At 73.3% G+C, this 18,015-nt stretch carries 8 protein-coding genes; 7 read left to right on the top strand and 1 reads right to left on the bottom strand.

What is annotated here, in order from left to right:
- Nucleotides 1-91 precede the first annotated feature (91 nt).
- From ACTJIY_RS15715 to ACTJIY_RS15695, 5 genes are all read left to right on the top strand, one after another.
- Nucleotides 92-1,321 (top strand): substrate-binding domain-containing protein, encoded by a 1,230-nt coding sequence (locus ACTJIY_RS15715; protein WP_440674614.1) that lies wholly within the window; start codon nt 92-94, stop codon nt 1,319-1,321.
- Between the two features lie 223 nt (nt 1,322-1,544).
- A complete protein-coding gene (locus ACTJIY_RS15710; protein WP_253053583.1) occupies nt 1,545-2,444 on the top strand; it encodes a sugar phosphate isomerase/epimerase family protein in 900 nt (299 codons plus the stop codon).
- Between the two features lie 105 nt (nt 2,445-2,549).
- Nucleotides 2,550-8,132: a ThuA domain-containing protein gene (locus tag ACTJIY_RS15705; RefSeq protein WP_440674613.1), complete on the top strand. Its 5,583-nt coding sequence runs from the start codon at nt 2,550-2,552 to the stop codon at nt 8,130-8,132.
- Between the two features lie 111 nt (nt 8,133-8,243).
- Nucleotides 8,244-9,134, top strand: coding sequence for a hypothetical protein (locus ACTJIY_RS15700; RefSeq protein WP_440674612.1), 891 nt, complete (start codon nt 8,244-8,246; stop codon nt 9,132-9,134).
- 201 nt (nt 9,135-9,335) lie between these two features.
- Nucleotides 9,336-14,327 carry a ThuA domain-containing protein gene (locus ACTJIY_RS15695; RefSeq protein ID WP_440674611.1) on the top strand — a complete coding sequence of 1,664 codons (4,992 nt, stop codon included), beginning with the start codon at nt 9,336-9,338 and terminating at the stop codon, nt 14,325-14,327.
- An 81-nt stretch (nt 14,328-14,408) separates the two neighbouring features.
- Here the strand turns inward: ACTJIY_RS15695 and ACTJIY_RS15690 are convergent, their stop codons facing one another.
- Nucleotides 14,409-15,014, bottom strand: a complete 606-nt coding sequence (locus tag ACTJIY_RS15690; RefSeq protein WP_440674610.1) for a GNAT family N-acetyltransferase — start codon at nt 15,012-15,014, stop codon at nt 14,409-14,411.
- Nucleotides 15,015-15,095: 81 nt separating this feature from the next.
- Between ACTJIY_RS15690 and ACTJIY_RS15685 the strand changes: the two genes are divergently transcribed.
- Both ACTJIY_RS15685 and ACTJIY_RS15680 read left to right on the top strand, forming a co-directional pair.
- Entirely contained in the window at nt 15,096-15,890 is a 795-nt protein-coding gene (locus tag ACTJIY_RS15685) for a LamB/YcsF family protein (protein ID WP_353708815.1), read from the top strand.
- Entirely contained in the window at nt 15,887-17,542 is a 1,656-nt protein-coding gene (locus tag ACTJIY_RS15680) for a 5-oxoprolinase/urea amidolyase family protein (protein ID WP_440674609.1), read from the top strand. Before ACTJIY_RS15685 ends, ACTJIY_RS15680 begins: the two co-directional genes overlap by 4 nt.
- Nucleotides 17,543-18,015: the final 473 nt, after the last annotated feature.

Below are 18,015 nucleotides of genomic sequence, written 5' to 3'. Positions count from 1 at the left end.
CCGACCACGCCCGAAAGACCCCCTTCCGAGCTGTACCCCTTCCCCCGCACGCTGCGGGACGACGACGTCTCACCCCCAAGGAGAGAAGGACATGCGACGTACACGAGCACTCCTGGCCGGCGCGGCGGTGGCCACGCTGTTCCTCACGGCCGCCTGCACGACCGACACCCCCACCGACACCGGCGAGGGTGGCGAGACCTCGGCCGAGGAGAGCCCCGCGAGCGAGGAGTCCGGCGGCGCCGACTCCGAGTGGTTCGTCCAGGCGGACTACGACCGTCAGCTCGCCCAGCGCGAGGTCGTGCCCGAGGGCCCGGCCGACCAGCCGTGGCTGCAGGCGATCGAGCCCGAGTACGTGGACACGGCCGAGTACGCGAGCGAGGGTGGCGGCAAGACGCTGTGCTTCTCGAACGCCTCGGTGTCCAACCCGTGGCGCGTGACCGGCTGGATCACGATGCAGCAGCAGGTCGACGTGCTGAAGTCCGAGGGCGTCATCGGCGAGTTCCGCGTCTCGGACGCGGCGGACGACGACAACAAGCAGATCTCCGACATCCAGGCGTTCGTCGAGGCGGGCGACTGCGACGCGATCGTCATCTCCCCGTCCACGACGGCGACCCTCACGCCCGCGGTCGAGGCCGCGTGCGAGTCGGGCAAGCCCGTCATCGTGTTCGACCGTGGCGTGAACACCGACTGCATGGTCACGTTCATCCACCCGATCGGCGGCTACGCCTACGGTGCCGACGGCGCCGAGTTCCTCGTCGAGAACCTGGAGCCGGGCTCGAAGGTGCTCGCGCTGCGCATCCTGCCCGGCGTGGACGTGCTGGAGAACCGCTGGGCCGCGGCCGACAAGATCTTCTCGGAGTCCGAGCTCGAGGTCGTGGGCGCGGAGTTCACCGGCGGTGACGGCGCGAAGATCAAGGACATCGTCACGCAGTACCTGCAGCGCGGGGACGTGGACGGCATCTGGATGGACGCGGGCGACGGCGCCGTCGCGGCGGTCGAGGCGTTCGAGGACGCCGGCAAGCCCTACCCGGTCTTCATGGGCGAGGACGAGATGAGCTTCCTGCGCAAGTGGAAGGACACGGACATGACCGCCCTCGGCGCCGTGTACTCGAACTTCCAGTGGCGCACCCCGATCCTCGCGGCGCAGATGATCTGGGCCGGCGAGCAGGTCCCGTCGGAGTGGGTCCTGCCGCAGGCGCCGATCGAGGCCGAGGAGCTGGACGCGTACCTCGAGGCGAACAAGGACATGCCGTCGCTGCACTACGCGAAGTTCGGCGGAGAGGACCTGCCGGGCTTCCCCCAGGCATGGACCGACCGCTGACCGGACCGCTGACCGGTCGTCCGCACGGGACCTGACAGGTCCCGCAGAACCACCCGGTCCGACCCTCGCGGTCGGACCACCCAGGGGCCGCCCGGTCGCCGTCCGACCGGCCGGGCGCCCCGCCCGCCCGACGACGCGGCGCACCTCCCGTGCGGAGGTGCCCCGCGGCGTCGGGCACGCGGGCGGGACGGCCGAGAGCTCGGACCCGACGAGAGAGAGCGACGTGGCTCTTCCTACCCCGGCCCTGCCGCTGCGCCGCCGTGCGCTCGGCGTCAACACGTGGGTCTGGACCTCCCCGCTCACCGACGACGCGCTGCGCGACCTCGCGCCCCGCGTCGCGGGGTGGGGTTTCGACGTGCTCGAGCTGCCCGTGGAGAACCCCGGCGACTGGGACCCGGCGACCGCCGCGACGGTCCTCGCCGACCACGGCCTCGGCGCGAGCGTCTCGCTCGTCATGGGCGAGGGCCGCGAGCTCGTCGCCGCGGACGCCGCGACGGTGCGCGCCACGCAGGACTACCTGCGGCACGTCGTCGACGTCGCGCGCACGGTCGGCGCCCCTGTGATCGGCGGACCCGCGTACGCGTCGGTCGGGCGCACGTGGCGCCTGACCCCCGCGGAGCGCGAGGCGGCGTACTCCGAGCTCGCCGAGAACCTGGCACCCGTCGTCGAGCACGCGATCGCGGCCGGCGTCGTCGTCGGGCTCGAGCCGCTGAACCGCTACGAGACGAGCCTCGTCAACACCGTCGACCAGGGGCTGGAGGTCGTGCGGCGGCTGCCCGCGGCCGGCATCGGCCTCATGCTCGACGTCTACCACATGAACATCGAGGAGACGGACCTGCCCGCCGCGGTGGCGCGCGCGGGCGAGCGCATCGCGCACGTCCAGGTGTGCGGCAACGACCGGGGCGCACCCGGCAACGACCACCTGGACTGGCGCGCCCTCCTCGCCGCGCTCGACGCGACCGGCTACGACGGACCCCTCGTCATCGAGTCCTTCACGGCCGACAACGCGACGATCGCCACGGCCGCCTCCATCTGGCGGCCGCTGGCGCCGACCCAGGACGCCATCGCCGTCGATGGCCTGGCCCACCTGAAGGGACTGATGCCCACGCCGGAGCACCCGTAGCCGTAGTCGATCCACGACCGCAGCGCCGGCACGCCGCGGGATGACGACCACCCTTCCCGGACGACGACGTCCGGGTCCGCACGTCATGCCCCTGGAGGCAGCACGATGACCGCACGACGCCCACGCAGGGCGAGGTCCGTCGCGGCACTGACCATCGGAGCGCTCGCGTTCACGCTCGCGCCCGTCACGATGGCCAGCGCCGCCGACGACCCCGTCCCCGCGGACGAAGAGCACAAGGTGCTCATCTTCACCAAGACGACCCAGTTCCGGCACAGCGAGGCGATCACGCAGGGCACCCCGGTGCTCGAGGCGGCGTTCGCCGAGGTCGGCATCGCGTCCGACCACACGGAGGACTCGACCGTCTTCAACGACGAGACCCTCGCGCAGTACGACGCCCTGGTCATGTTCCAGACGTCGGGCGACCCGTGGAACGCCGACGAGAAGGCGGCGCTCGAGCGCTACCAGCAGGCGGGCGGCGGCATCGTCGCGATCCACAACGCCACGGACATGCGCGGCAGCTACGGCTGGTGGGACGACATGATCGGGGCGCTCATGCCCGGTCACGCCGCCACCGGCACCAGCCCCGGCCTGCCGGGCACGGTCCGCGTGGAGGACCGCACGCACCCGTCCACCGAGCACCTGTCCCAGCGCTGGACGCGCGCGGACGAGTGGTACAACTACTCGGCCAACGTCCGCGGCAGCGCGCACGTGCTCGCCACGATGGACGAGTCCACGTACGACGCGGGCAGCAACAAGATGGGCTACGACCACCCGATCTCGTGGTGCAAGCCCTACGACGGCGGTCGCGCCTGGATGACCGGCATGGGCCACTTCGGGGCGCACTACACCGACGAGCCCGACCTCGTGCAGCACATCGTCGGCGGCGTCCAGTGGGCCGCGGGCCTCGTCGAGGGCGACTGCGGCGGCACCGACTGGGGCTCGTTCGAGAAGATCGCGCTCGACACCAACACGAGCGCGCCCTTCGGCATGGACGTCGCGCCCGACGGCCGCGTGTTCTACACCGAGCTCGTGCGCGGGCAGATCCGCGTGTACGACCCCCGGACGCAGAACACCACGACCGCCATCACCATCCCGGTGTACTCCGGCGGCGAGGACGGCCTGCTCGGCATCGCGCTCGACAAGGACTTCGCGGAGAACGGGTACCTGTACCAGTACTACGCGCCGGCGAGCTCGAACGACTCCGACCCGGCGAACTTCTTCAGCCGCGTCTCGCGGTTCACGGTCTCCTCCGAGGGGCCCGGCTCCACGGTGATCGACCCGGCGTCCGAGAAGGTGCTCATCGAGATCCCGGCCGGGCGCCTGCCCGACGAGCCGGGTCACACGGGCGGCGGCCTCCTCGTCGACCACGAGACCGGTGACCTGTACATCGGCGTCGGCGACGACGTGAACCCGCACTCCGAGCCGTCGGGCGGCTACGCGCCGATCTCGGAGCGTGACGGCACGTTCCACGACGCGCGCGCGACGTCCGCGAACACGAACGACCTGCGCGGCAAGGTCCTGCGCATCCACCCCGAGGCCGACGGCACCTACTCGATCCCCGAGGGGAACCTGTTCGCCCCGGGCACCGAGAAGACGCTGCCCGAGATCTACGCGATGGGCTTCCGCAACCCGTTCCGGTTCACGATCGACGCGAAGACGGGCAACCTCGGCGTCGCCGACTACTCGCCCGACAACGGGTCGGACAACCTCGCCAACCGCGGCCCGGCCGGCATCGCCGAGTGGAACCTCATCAAGGAGCCCGGCTTCTACGGCTGGCCCCTGTGCATGGGCAACAACGAGCCGTTCCGCGACGTCGACTACCGGACGAACCCCGTCACCGTGGGCGACTTCTTCGACTGCGACAACCCCGTCAACGACTCCGTGAAGAACACGGGCCTCACCGAGCTGCCCCCCGCGCAGCCGGCGGACCTCTGGTACGGCTACCAGCGCTCGTCCGTCCCCGGCGTGATCAACGCCGGCGGCGGTCTCGCGCCCATGGGCGGCCCGTTCTACCAGTTCGACCCGGAGCTCGACTCCGACACGAAGTTCCCGGCGTCGTACGACGGCAAGGCCTTCTTCTACGAGTGGGCCCGCAACAAGATGTACACGATCGACCTCAAGGACCCCGAGGCCGCGCCCGGCGCGACCGACGTCGAGAAGGTCAACCCGTTCCTCCCGCAGGAGCAGTTCCTCGCGCCGATCGACTCCAAGTTCGGCCCCGACGGCGCGATGTACGTGCTCGACTGGGGTGGCGGCTTCGGCCGCGACAACCCGAACTCGGGTCTGCATCGCATCGACTACCTGTCGGGCTCGCGCTCGCCGGTGTCGAAGCCGGTCGCGACGCCGGACTCCGGCATCGCGCCGCTCGAGGTGACGTTCGACGGCACGGGGAGCACCGACCCCGAGGGCGAGGAGCTCACCTACGCGTGGGACTTCGACGGTGACGGCACGACGGACTCGACGTCCGCCGCGCCCAGCCACACCTACACCGAGAACGGCGTCTACGACGCCCGCCTCACGGTGACCGACCCCGCCGGCAAGGTGGGCACGGCGACCGTGCCGATCACGGTGGGCAACACGCGGCCCGAGGTCGACTTCGGCCTCCCGCCCACCGGGTCCTTCTTCACCTTCGGCGACGACATCACGTGGGACGTGTCGGTGACCGACGCGGAGGACTCGCCCGAGGGCGACGAGATCGACGACGAGCAGGTCATCATCCAGCCCGCGCTCGGGCACGACGCGCACGCGCACCCCGCCGAGCCGCTGCACGGCCGCACGGGCACCGTGGCGACGAGCCTCGGCGGCGGCCACGGCGAGGACATGAACGTCTTCTACGTGATCGACGCGCGCTACACCGACCGCGGCGGCGAGGGCGACGTGCCCGCGCTGACCGGGTCGGACACGACGCTGATCTTCCCGAAGAAGCGCGAGGCGGAGTTCCACACGGCCTCCGACGGCACCACGACGATCCCGAGCCGGGACGTCGAGGCCGGCGGCTCCGTCATCACCGGGTCGAACGGTTCCTGGGCGTCGTACGACCCCGTGAGCCTCTACGGCGTGCAGGCGCTGAACCTGCGCGTCGCGGCGGCGGCCGAGGGCACGATCGAGCTGCGTCGCGACGCGGCCGACGGCGAGCTCCTCGGCACGGCCGAGATCCCGCAGACCGGGCTCGGCACGTTCACGGACGTGACCGTCGAGGTCACCGACCCCATGGAGCCGTTCACGCTCTACGTGGTCTTCCCCGGTGAGGGCGAGCGTCGTCTCAACTTCATCGAGGCCGACGGCAAGGGCGTCTCGGACACCACCCGTCCCAAGGTCCGCATCACGTCCCCCGAGGCGGGCGTCCGCCTCGAGCAGGGCGAGATGGCGGTCACCGCGGAGGCGGACGACACCGAGAACACGGTGACCCAGGTCGAGTTCTTCGTCGACGGCGAGTCGATCGGCGTCGACGACACGGCTCCGTACGAGGCCACGTGGAACCCGACGGCGGACAACTACTACGAGCTGACCGCCGTCGCCACGAACGACAAGGGTCTGTACACGCGCTCGCGCGTGGTGCTCGCCCAGGTCGGCGACCTCTTCGCGGGGATGAAGACCTTCACCAACGCGAACGGGACGTTCGAGCAGCTCGCCGAGGGCAAGTACCTCATCACGTCGGGCGGCGCGAACATGTGGCAGGGCACCAACGAGTACTCGACCATCTACCGCGAGCAGGGCGCCGACGAGAACTGGTCGGCGACGGTGAAGATCAACAGCCAGGGCAACTCGAACGGGTCCGCCAAGGCCGGGATCATCGTCCGCAACGACGTCACGCAGACGGCGAACTCGCAGGGCTACGCGGCCCTGGGCATGCGCCCGAGCGGGGGCTTCGAGTGGCTGCGCGGCAACTCCAGCGGGCAGCTCACGGCGTCGACCGGCGCGAGCACGACGAGCTACCCCGCGTGGGTGCGGATCGTGCGCGACGGCGACCTGTACACGGCCTCCTGGAGCAAGGACGGCGAGAACTTCACGCAGATCGGCGAGCCGCAGGCCCTGCCGGGTGCGGCGTCCGTCCAGGACGTGGGTCTCTTCGTCACGGCGCACAGCACGACGGCGACGAGCGCGGTCGAGTTCCAGGACTTCGTGTTCGACGACGACCCGCAGACCGAGGAGCCCGGCGGCGGGAACCCGCCGCAGTGCCTCGCGGACTCGTCCGACGAGTTCGACGGCGACGCGCTCGACCCGCGGTGGACGGTCGTCCGCCAGGCCGACGGCAAGCCGATCACCGTCGCCGACGGCCACGCCGTCCTGCCGGTCGTGCAGGGCGACATCAACGAGGCGCAGACCGGGCCGATCAGCTATCTCGGTCAGCCCGCGCCCGCCGGGGCGTGGACGCTCGAGACCAAGCTCGACGTCCCGCTCGCCCGGCACTGGCAGCACGCCGGCCTCCTGGTCCACGTGAACGACGACGAGTACACCAAGCTCGCGTTCACCAAGAACCAGAGCGGCGCCCGCTTCCTCGAGTTCCAGACCGAGACCGGTGGTGCCCGGACGTGGCACGGCCAGACGGACGTGGCGACGGACTTCCCGTCGTCGATCCACCTGCGCCTCGTCTCGGACGGGTCCGCGATCACGGCGGCGTACTCGGCGGACGGCCAGGCGTGGACGGCGCTCGCGGGCTCCGCGCCCGTCAAGCCCGGCGCCACGTTCGGCGTCATGGCGGGCGGCGACACGGCGACCGCCGACACGGTCGCGAAGGTCGACTACGTCCACGTCACCGGCGCCGAGCCGGACGACGGCGTGCGCGAGCCGAGCGACGAGTTCGAGGGCGACGCCCTCGACGGCTGCCGCTGGGACGCGATCGTGCGCTACGACGGGTCGAAGGTCGCCGTCGCCGACGGCGAGCTGCGCATCACGACCCAGCCGGGCGACATCAACGCCGGGAACAACGGCGACCCGCGCAACTTCGTCCTCCAGACCGCTCCGGAGGGTGACTGGGTCGTCGAGACGCGGTTCAAGGCGCCGCTCGTGCACCGGTGGCAGCTCGCGGGCCTCATCGCGTACGGCGACGACGACAACTACGTCAAGGCCGACGTGCTCGCGAAGAACGCACCGGGTGCGGCGCTCAACCTCGGCGCCGAGCTCGTCTCGGAGAAGGGCGGCCAGTTCGGCAACGGCGGCAACCGCCAGCTCGAGCTCGCCGACTCGACCGAGTCGGGCTACTGGTACCTGCGGCTCGAGAAGGTGGGCAGCACCTACCAGGGCTGGGTCAGCGACGGCGGGGTGACGTGGACGCCGCTGGGCGCCCCGGTCACCAACGACGCGGCGCTGACGAAGGTCGGTCTCATGGCGATCGGCCCGGAGCAGGAGACGCCGGTCACGGTGGCCTTCGACTGGTTCCGTCTCACGACGGACTCCGAGCCCGAGCCCACGGTCGACGTCGAGGTCACCGCCTCGGCCCGCTGCCTCGCGGGCAAGGCGTACCTCGCGATCCGGGCGACGAACGTCGACGAGGCGCCCGTCGCGATCACCCTGACCACGCCGTTCGGCTCCAAGGAGTTCGGCGCGGTCGAGGTGGGCGGCAACGCCTACCAGTCGTTCGCGTCGCGTGCGACGTCGTTCGACGCGGGCACGGCCACGGTCACGGCGACGCTCGGCGACGTCACGACCGAGATCGAGGTGCCGTACGACGCCGTGAGCTGCGGCTGACGGCGGGCCGGTGACGGGCGACCCGCTCCCGTCACCGGCCACCGCGCCGGCCCGGCCCCGCGGCCGGGTCGGCGCACACCGAGCGGGACGACCCAGGGACAGGAGCGACAGGTGGCACAGCGCACCGCAGGACGGACGTCCGCGACCCGGACGCCGGCGGCGAGGGACGCCCGCACGGGCTCCGGCCGCACGGGTGGCCCGACGACGACGCCCGCCCGCTCCCGTCCCGCCGACCGGGGCGGTGCCGGCCGCCCCGAGCCCCGGCCGCCGGCGCGCGTCCGCGCGCGCCGGTGGTTCGCGGGTCTCGACCCCTGGCGCCGGGTGCTCCTGGTGCTCGCCGCGCTCGCCGTCGTCGCGGTGGTGATCGCACTCGTCGTGGTGCTGACTCGTCAGGCGCCGGCCGCGACCGACGAGGGCTTCGCCGTCGACCCCGCGCGCGTCGCCGAGCTCGAGGCCGCCGAGGAGGAGCGCGACGCCGAGAACCTCGTCGCGTCGATCGAGCACGCCGAGCACGTGCAGACCGAGCTCGTCCCCGTCCTGCACGGGCTGCACGCAGTGCTCCCCGTCGACGGCTCGACCGCCGTCCCCGCGGACCCCGCCGAGATCGCGGACTGGCGAGCGACCGTCGACGGCCTCGTGGCCGAGACCGAGTCGCTCCAGAGCGGCTCCTCCGAGCACAACATCGTCCGCAACGGGATGCTCACCTCGCTCCGGCTCGTCGGCGACACGCTCGACGCGGTCGGCCTCGCGGCCGCCGCGGACGCGAGCGACCCGACCACCGCCGCGGACCTCTACACCCTCGCCGGCGAGCTGCGCACCCGCGCCGTCGACGCGTGGGGCCTCGCCGCGATCCAGCTCGACCTCCGCTCGACCGCCGGGGGACAGGGGCACGTCCACGTGTTCCTGCCCGTGCACCCGGACGACTCGCTCGACGGCGGCATGGACCTCGGGCACGAGGGCGGTTCCGCGGACGAGGACGCGCACGAGGACCACGACCACTGACCCACGGCGGCCCCACGGACGGGCCGCCCCACCGACCTCCCGGTCGGGCGCCCTCCGGGGTGCAGGCCGAGCCCGACCGGGACCTGACCCCAGCGCTCCGCACGACGACGCGCGGAGCACGACGCACCACGAGGAAGGGGAGCACGACCAGCGGCACGGCGACGTCGCCGAGCCGCACCGATCAGTTCTCAAGGAGGAGAAGTGACAGCACGACCTTCGAGGGGTCGGCGCCAGGGGGTCGCGGCGGTCACCGCCGCGGCCCTCGTCGCGCCGGCGCTCACCCTCGCGACGGCGGCCCCCGCCGCCGCGCACGACGAGTTCTCCGTCATGGTCTTCAGCAAGACCGCAGCGTTCCGGCACGGCTCGATCCCCGCGGGCATCGCGGCGATCCAGCAGCTCGGCACCGAGCACCACTTCGCCGTGACCCCGACCGAGGACGCGGGAGCCTTCACGGACGCGAACCTCGCCCAGTACGACGCCGTCGTCTGGCTGTCCACCACGGGCGACGTCCTGAACGACGAGCAGCAGGGCGCGTTCGAGCGGTACATCGCCGCCGGCGGCGGGTACGCCGGCGTCCACGCGGCGTCCGACACCGAGTACGACTGGCCCTGGTACGGCGAGCTCGTCGGGGCGTACTTCAACAGCCACCCCCAGAACCAGGACGCGACGGTCGTCGTCGCCGACGACGAGCACCCCTCGACCGCCCACCTCCCGGCGGCCTGGGACCGGTACGACGAGTGGTACAACTACCGCGAGAACCCGCGCGGCCAGGTCCACGTGCTCGCGAGCCTCGACGAGTCCTCGTACTCGCCGGGGTCGGGCGCCATGGGCGCCGACCACCCGATCGCGTGGTGCCAGGAGTACGGCGGCGGCCGGTCCTGGTACACGGGCGGCGGCCACACCGACGAGTCGTACACCGACCCGGCGTTCGTCCAGCACCTGCTCGGCGGCATCCAGACCGCCGCGGGGGCCGTCGACGCCGACTGCGGCGCGACGGTCGACGCCTCGTTCGAGCAGGTGACGCTCGCCAAGGGCGCGGCCAAGACGGGCGAGCCGATCGCCATGGCCGTCCTGCCGGACGGCGACGTCCTGCACACCTCGCGCGACGGGCGCGTCTGGTACACGACGGCGGACGCGACGACGGCGCTCGCGGGCACCGTCCCCGTGTACACGCACGACGAGGACGGCCTCCAGGGCGTCGCGATCGACCCGGGCTTCGCCGAGAACCGCTGGGTCTACCTCTACTACGCGCCCAAGCTCGACACGCCGCCGGGCGACGCGCCCGAGACGTCGGCCGACCCGGCCGCGTTCGAGGCGTTCGAGGGGTACAACCAGCTCTCGCGGTTCCGGCTCACGGAGCAGAACCTGCTGGACCTCGCGAGCGAGCAGAAGATCCTCGAGGTCCCGGCCGACCGCGGGCTGTGCTGCCACGCGGGCGGCGAGATCGACTTCGACGCCGAGGGCAACCTCTACCTGTCGACCGGTGACGACACGAACCCGTTCGCGTCGGACGGCTACGCGCCGATCGACGAGCGGGCGACCCGCAACCCGGCGTTCGACGCCCGCCGCAGCTCGGGCAACACGAACGACCTGCGGGGCAAGCTCCTGCGCATCACCGTCGCCGAGGACGGGTCGTACACGGTCCCCGAGGGCAACCTCTTCCCCGAGGGCGAGTACGAGGCCGGCAAGACCCGGCCGGAGATCTACGCGATGGGCTTCCGCAACCCGTTCCGCTTCGCGGTCGACAAGGCGACCGGCGAGGTCCACCTCGGCGACTACGGCCCCGACGCGGGCGGCGCGAACGCGAACCGCGGCCCTGGCGGGACGGTCGAGTTCAACGTCATCTCCGAGGCGGGCAACTACGGCTGGCCGTACTGCATCGGCGACAACCTCGCGTACAACGACTACGACTTCGAGACGAAGGTCTCCGGGCCGAAGTTCGACTGCGCGGCACCCAAGAACACGAGCCCGCACAACACGGGCCTCGTCGACCTCCCGCCCGCCGTGCCGGCGTGGCAGCCGTACGACGGCGGGTCCGTGCCCGCGTTCGGGACGGGCGGCGAGTCCCCGATGGGCGCCGTCGTCTACGACTACGACCCCGCGCTCGAGTCCGAGACCAAGTTCCCCGCGTACTACGACGGCAAGCCGCTGCTCTACGAGTGGGACCGCGCGTGGATCAAGGAGGCGATCCGGAACGACGACGGCAGCCCCGCGGGCTTCGTGCCGGCGCTGGAGTTCATGGACCTGCGCCGGCCGATGAACCTCGAGTTCGGCCCGGACGGCTCGCTCTACGTGCTCGACTACGGCGGCGGCTACTTCGGGGGCGACGCCCTCTCGGCCGTCTACCGGATCGACTACGTGCGCGGCGGCCGCTCGCCGGTCGCGCAGATCGACGCGACGCCGACGAACGGCCAGGCGCCGCTCGTCGTGTCGTTCGACGGCACCGGGTCCTCGCACCCGGACGGCAAGGAGTTCACGTACGCCTGGGACCTCGACGGTGACGGCGAGACCGACGCCACCGACGCCCAGGTCTCGCGGACGCTCACGGAGAACGGCCAGCACGAGGTGCGGCTCACCGTCACCGACGCCGACGGCAAGCAGGGCGTGGCGACCACGACCATCACCGTGGGCAACACCGCGCCCGAGGTGACGCTCGAGCTCCCGGCCGACGGCCAGTTCTTCGACTTCGGCGACCAGGTCCCGTTCCGGGTCACGGTCACCGACGCCGAGGACGGCGCGCAGGTCGACTGCAGCCGGGTCGTCGTCGAGTACATCCTCGGCCACGACAACCACGGCCACCCGCTGTCCAGCGCCACGGGCTGCGAGGGCGTCCTCACGACCGCCAAGGACGAGGGGCACGGCCTCGACGCGAACATCTTCGGCGTCGTCAACGCGACGTACACCGACGGCGGGGGCGCCGACGGCGTGCCCGCGCTCGCGTCCGACGACGAGGCCGTCCTGCACACGCGCACCAAGCAGGCCGAGTACTTCACCGACAGCCAGGGCGTCCAGGTCGTCGCGAAGGACGTCTCCGAGGGCGGCAAGCAGCTCGGCTACATCGCGGCCGGCGACTGGTTCGCGTTCGACCGGATGAACCTCGCGGGCATCGACGCGATCTCCGCGCGGTACAGCTCGGGCGGCTCCGGCGGCGTGCTCGACGTGCGGGACGGTGCCGTGGACGGCCCGCTCCTCGCGACGCTCACGCTGTCGCCGACCGGGAGCTGGGAGACGCCGGCGCGCACGCAGGCGGTCCCGGTCACCGACCCGGGCGGCACGCGCACGCTCTACTTCGTCGCGCGCTCGACGACGGGGGCGACGGGCGACATGTTCGACGTCGACTCCGTCACCTTCACGGGCCGGGGCGCGGCGAACAACGTGGCCCCGGTGGTCGGCTCCGTGACGGCGACGCCCGCCACGGGCGACGCGCCGCTCGACGTCGCGTTCGCCGCGCAGGCCACCGACGCCGACGGCGACGCGCTCACGTACGCGTGGGAGTTCGGCGACGGCGGCACGGCGACGGGCGCGACGGCGCAGCACACCTACGCCGAGGCCGGGAGCTACACGGCCACGGTCACCGTGAGCGACCCGTCGGGCGCACGCGCGACCGGGACCGTCGCGGTCTCCGTGTACGGCACGCTCGAGTGCACCGAGCCGGACCCGCAGCGCGGGCCCGCGGACGAGTTCGAGGGCGAGGCGCTCGACGGCTGCCGCTGGGACGTCGTGGACCTCCGCCCGGACCTCGCCCAGGTGCGCGACGGGAAGTGGGTCGTGCGCACGACCGACGCCGACTTCGCCGGCACCGGGAACCAGCGCGTGCCGAACATCATCACGACCGACCAGCCGGGCGACTCCTGGACGGTCGAGACGAAGATGACGGCCGCGTTCGCGAACCAGTACCAGCAGGGCGGCCTCATCGTCCGCGCGTCGGAGTCCGACTACGTCAAGCTCGCCGTGGTCCAGCACCCCGGTGGCCTGCGCGTCGAGCTCCGCAGCGAGATCGGCGACGTCGTGCAGTCCACGAACGGCGACGTCCTCGACGTCGCGAAGCCCGTCTACGGCGAGTACCTGCTGCGCCTGTCGCGCGACGGCGACTCGTTCACCGGGTCGTTCTCGCTCGACAACGGGCAGACCTGGGTCCCGACCACGCGCGCGGTCACGCACGCGGGGCTCGGCGACGCGGGCGTCGGCGTGTTCGCGCTCGGCAAGAGCGCGGGCGCGAACCAGATCGACGTCGCGTTCGACCACGTGCGCGAGGTCGACGGCAGCGGCGTCCCCGTGTGCGAGGACGTCACCGCGAGCGACACGTTCGACGGCAGCGGGTCCGGCCTCGGCCTCGACCCGTGCCGCTGGTACGTCGTCGACGCCGACCCGTCGCGGCTCGCCGTCGCGGACGGCGCGCTGCAGCTCACCACGACCGACGACGACGTGTACGGCGCGACGAACTCCACCGTGCCCAACATCGTCCGCTCGAAGGTCGTGACGGGCGACGAGTGGACCGTCGAGACGACGGTGCGCGCCGACCTCACGCAGAACTACCACCAGGGCGGCCTCATGGTCTACAAGGACCAGGCCAACTACGTGAAGGTCGGCGTGATCCACAACGGCGGCACCGCCGGGACGGTCGGCTTCGAGGTCCGCAGCGAGAAGGGCGACGTCGTGCTGCAGCCGCAGCCCGGCGTCGGCTCGCTGCCGCGCGAGGCGGACGGGACGTACCACGTGCGTCTTGCCCGGTCCGGCGACACGTTCGTCGGCTCGTGGTCGCTCGACGGCGAGCAGTGGACCGAGCTCGCGGCCGTGACGAACGACCAGCTCGACGGGATCGGGGTCGGGCCGTTCGCGCTCGGCAAGAACCAGACCCAGCCCACGGTCGTCGCGTTCGAGGACTTCGTCCTCGTGGGCGAGGTGGTCGAGCAGCCGCTCGACGTCACGACCGAGGTCCAGGTCCGGTGCCTCGCCGGCAAGGCGTACGTCGCGGTGCGCGCGACGAACGCCGACGGCGTCCCGATCGACGTCACGCTGACGACGCCGTTCGGCACCAAGGCGTTCACCGCCGTCCGGCCGGGCGCCTCGGCGTACCAGTCGTTCGCCGCCCGGGCGACGTCCGTCGAGGCGGGCGTCGTGGGCGTCGCGGCGACGGGCGACGGCCGCACGTTCGCGGCCGACGTCGCGTACGACGCCACGAGCTGCGGCTGACGCGGCAGCTCGCGCAGCAGGCCGAGGGCCGGTCGGGGACGTCCCCGACCGGCCCTCGGTCGCGCGGGACGTCGCGCCGCGTCAGGCGCGGGGGAGCGCCATGACCACGTCGGTGTGCGTCTCGCCGCCGACCACATAGGTGCGCCCGCCGACGACGTCGAAGCGGTGCTTGCGGTAGAACGCCTGCGCCCGGGCGTTGAGACCGTTCGTGCCGAGCCAGACGCGCAGGCCGGGACCGAGCCGAGCGGCCGCGTCGGTCGCCGCGGTCATGAGCACGCTCGCCACGCCCGTGCCCTGGGCGCCGGGGTGCACGTAGATCTTCGACAGCTCGACCGCCTCGCCGGGCCCGACGGCCGCCGCGACGTCCGGGTCGTCCGGCTCGCCGCGGACGAGGAGCGCGTACCCGAGGAGGCCCGGGTCGTCGTGCGCGTCGGGGACGTCGTCCGTGACGTCGTCGGGCACCGGCTCGACGAGGAGGAGCGCGTGCGCGGCGCTCGCGGCCCACCCGCGGAACCGCTCGGGCGAGAGCTGGGTCGCGACGTGCTCGGCGATCGCCTCGGGCGACGTACCGGGCGGGCACGCGAGCGGGAAGGTCAGGGCGGCGAGCCCGGCGAGCGCGGGTGCGTCGGCGGTCGTCGCGCGGCGCACGCGGACGGCGGCCGGGGCGGTGGTCAGGTCGTCGGGCATGCCTGCGAATCTACGCCCGCGAGCCGGGCGGGCGGGTCCCGCACCCGCCCGCGCGGCGGCGCCTCCGGGCATGATGGACGCGTGACGCGCATCGACCTCAACGCCGACCTCGGCGAGGGCTTCGGCCGCTGGACCCTCGCCGACGACCAGGCCCTGCTCGGCCTCGTGACCAGCGCGAACGTCGCCTGCGGGTTCCACGCGGGCGACCCGGCGACGATGCGGAGCGTGACGCGGGACGCCGTCGCGCGCGGCGTGCGCGTCGGCGCGCACGTGAGCTACCGCGACCTCGCGGGCTTCGGGCGGCGCTTCATGGAGGTCGGCCCGGCCGAGCTCGCCGACGACGTCCTCTACCAGCTCGCCGCGCTCGACGGCTTCGCGCGGCTCGCGGGGGACCGGGTGCGCTACGTCAAGCCGCACGGGGCGCTCTACAACGCGATCGTCCACCACGAGGCGCAGGCGCGCGCGGTCGTCGACGCCGTCCGCGCCTACGACCCCGCCCTCCCCGTGGTCGGCCTCCCCGGCTCCGCGGTGCTGCGCCTCGCCGACGCGGCCGGGCTCCCCACGGTGCGCGAGGCGTTCGCCGACCGGGCCTACCTCCCCACGGGCGAGCTGGTCCCGCGCGGCCTGCCGGGCGCCGTCGTGCACGACGCCGAGCAGGTCGCCCGGCGCGTCGTCGAGCTCGCCACGTCGGGCACGGTGCTCGCCGCGGACGGCTCGCCCCTGCGCGTGGAGGCCGACTCGGTGTGCGTCCACTCCGACACGCCGGGCGCCGTCGGGCTCCTGGGCGCCGTCCGCGCCGCCCTCCAGGGTGCGGGCGTCGAGCTGCGGCCCTTCGCCGACGCCCGGCCGGGTGCGGGCGAGGGCACCGCGCCGTGACGGGCACCGTCCACGGGTTCGGTGAGGCCGCGCTGCTCGTCGACCTGCCCGACCTGGCGGCCGTGCGGTCGCTGCACCGGGCGCTCGCGGCCGACGTGCCGCCCGGGGTCGTGGACGTGGTCCCGGCCGCGCGGACCGTCCTGGTCCGGTGCGCGGCGCGCGGTGACGTCGCCCGTGCCCGCGCCTGGGTCTTGGAGGCGCTGCTCCGCGCGTCGTCGGACGACGAGCCTCCGGCCGCCGGTCCCGTGGTGGAGATCCCGGTGCGCTACGACGGCCCCGACCTGGACGACGTCGCCCGCTGGGCGGGGGTGAGCGCCGAGGAGGTCGTCGCCCGGCACTCCGGGCGCGAGTACGAGGCCGCGTTCGGCGGCTTCGCGCCAGGCTTCACGTACCTCGTGGGCGTCGATCCCGTCATCGCGGCGCCGCGCCTCGCGACGCCGCGCACGCGCGTCCCCGCGGGTTCCGTCGCGCTCGCCGGCGACCTCACGGCCGTCTATCCCGGCGAGTCCCCGGGCGGGTGGCGCCTGCTCGGCCGCACCGCCGCACGGATGTTCGACGTCGACCGTGACCCGCCCGCGCTCGTCGCACCCGGAGCGCGCGTCCGGTTCGTGCCCGTGCGGGGAGGCGCCACGCCCCGACGCCCAGGGCCGAACGGCGAGCCGCCGCCCGCCGTCCCCACGGCGCCACCGGTCGAGACGCGGGGTGAGCCGGCGACCGCGGCCGCGGGGGAGGACCGGGTGGTCGCGCCGCACGGAGCGAGCCGAGCGGGGGCGGGCGTCGAGGTGCTCGCGACGGGTCCCCTCGTCCTGGTCGAGGACGACGGCCGGCCCGGCCTCGCCGCGGTCGGCGTCGGACCGTCGGGGGCGGCGGACCGGACCTCCCACGGGCTCGCCAACCGCCTCGTCGGCAACCCTCAGGGCGCCGCGGCCCTCGAGGTCACGCTCGGCGGGCTCGCGCTCCGGTTCCGGGGCCGCGCGGTCGTCGCGCTCTCCGGGGCGGCGGTCCCGGCCACGGTCGCCGGGGTTCCCGTGGGCATGAACGCGCCCGTGCGGGTGAACGACGGGGCGGTGCTGCGGCTCGGCCAGGCCGCGCGAGGGCTACGGACCTACGTCGCGGTCCGGGGCGGGATCGTCGCGGACGCGGTGCTCGGCTCGCGGTCCCGCGACGTCCTGTCCGGGCTCGGACCGGACCCGCTCGCCCCGGGGGACGTGCTGCGAGTCGGAGCACCGCCCCCGGGCTCGTGGCTGCCGGTCGACGTAGCGCCGGTGCGGCACGCCCCGGGCGTCCTGCGCCCGGGGGAGCGGGTGGGCGCCGTGCTCGAGGTGCTCCCCGGCCCGCGAGGCGACTGGTTCCTCCCCGGGGCGTGGCAGGCGCTGCGGGCGCTGCGGACCGTAAGCGCGGACAGCGACCGCGTCGCGATCCGCCTCGGCGGGCAGGCGGTCCCGCGGCGGGCGGGCGAGCTCCCGTCCGAAGGCCTCGTCCGCGGGGCGGTGCAGATCCCGCCCGACGGCCGGCCGGTCGTGTTCCTGGCGGACCGTCCCGTCACCGGCGGGTACCCCGTCATCGGGGTGCTGCGCGAGGAGGACGTCGACCGCGCGGCGCAGCTCCGTCCGGGCGACCGGGTCGTGCTCCGGGGGACACGGGGGTACTGACGAGGACGCACGCCCACGCGCGCACGACGGGTGCGCACGACCTGGTGCGCAGCGCCGGGTGGGCGGCGCGCGAACGGAGGTGCCGGCGGCGCGCGGGCGAGGGCCGAGGCGCTGACCTGGACCAGGACCGACGAACGGGTGCGCGGCGTGTGTGCCGGGTCACCCGGACCCGGCTTGACCCTGGCGCGACGGGCCGCGTAATGTTCTGGATGTCGGCCCGACAGGGAGGAACAGACACCGCCTCGAACGATCGAGGGTGGCTGGTCCCGGGGTCGAAACCCTTCCACCGCATGGCGTAGGATGTTCTCCTGCCCGCAGCGAGGAAGTCCCAGGACGACTGGACCACGGCGAACAGCCGGGGTTGAGGAGTCGGGGAGGACCTGGTAAGGTTGAAGGGTTGCCCCAAGCGAGGTTCTGCCCGGTCGGGTGGTGCTGAGTTGGTGTGTGTCGGTTGTTTGAGAACTCAACAGTGT

Source organism: Cellulosimicrobium sp. 22598 (assembly GCF_052044445.1).
GTDB lineage: Bacteria > Actinomycetota > Actinomycetes > Actinomycetales > Cellulomonadaceae > Cellulosimicrobium > Cellulosimicrobium cellulans_G.
Note: the sequence above shows the minus strand (reverse complement) of the source record. Positions and strands in the feature narration are given on the sequence as shown.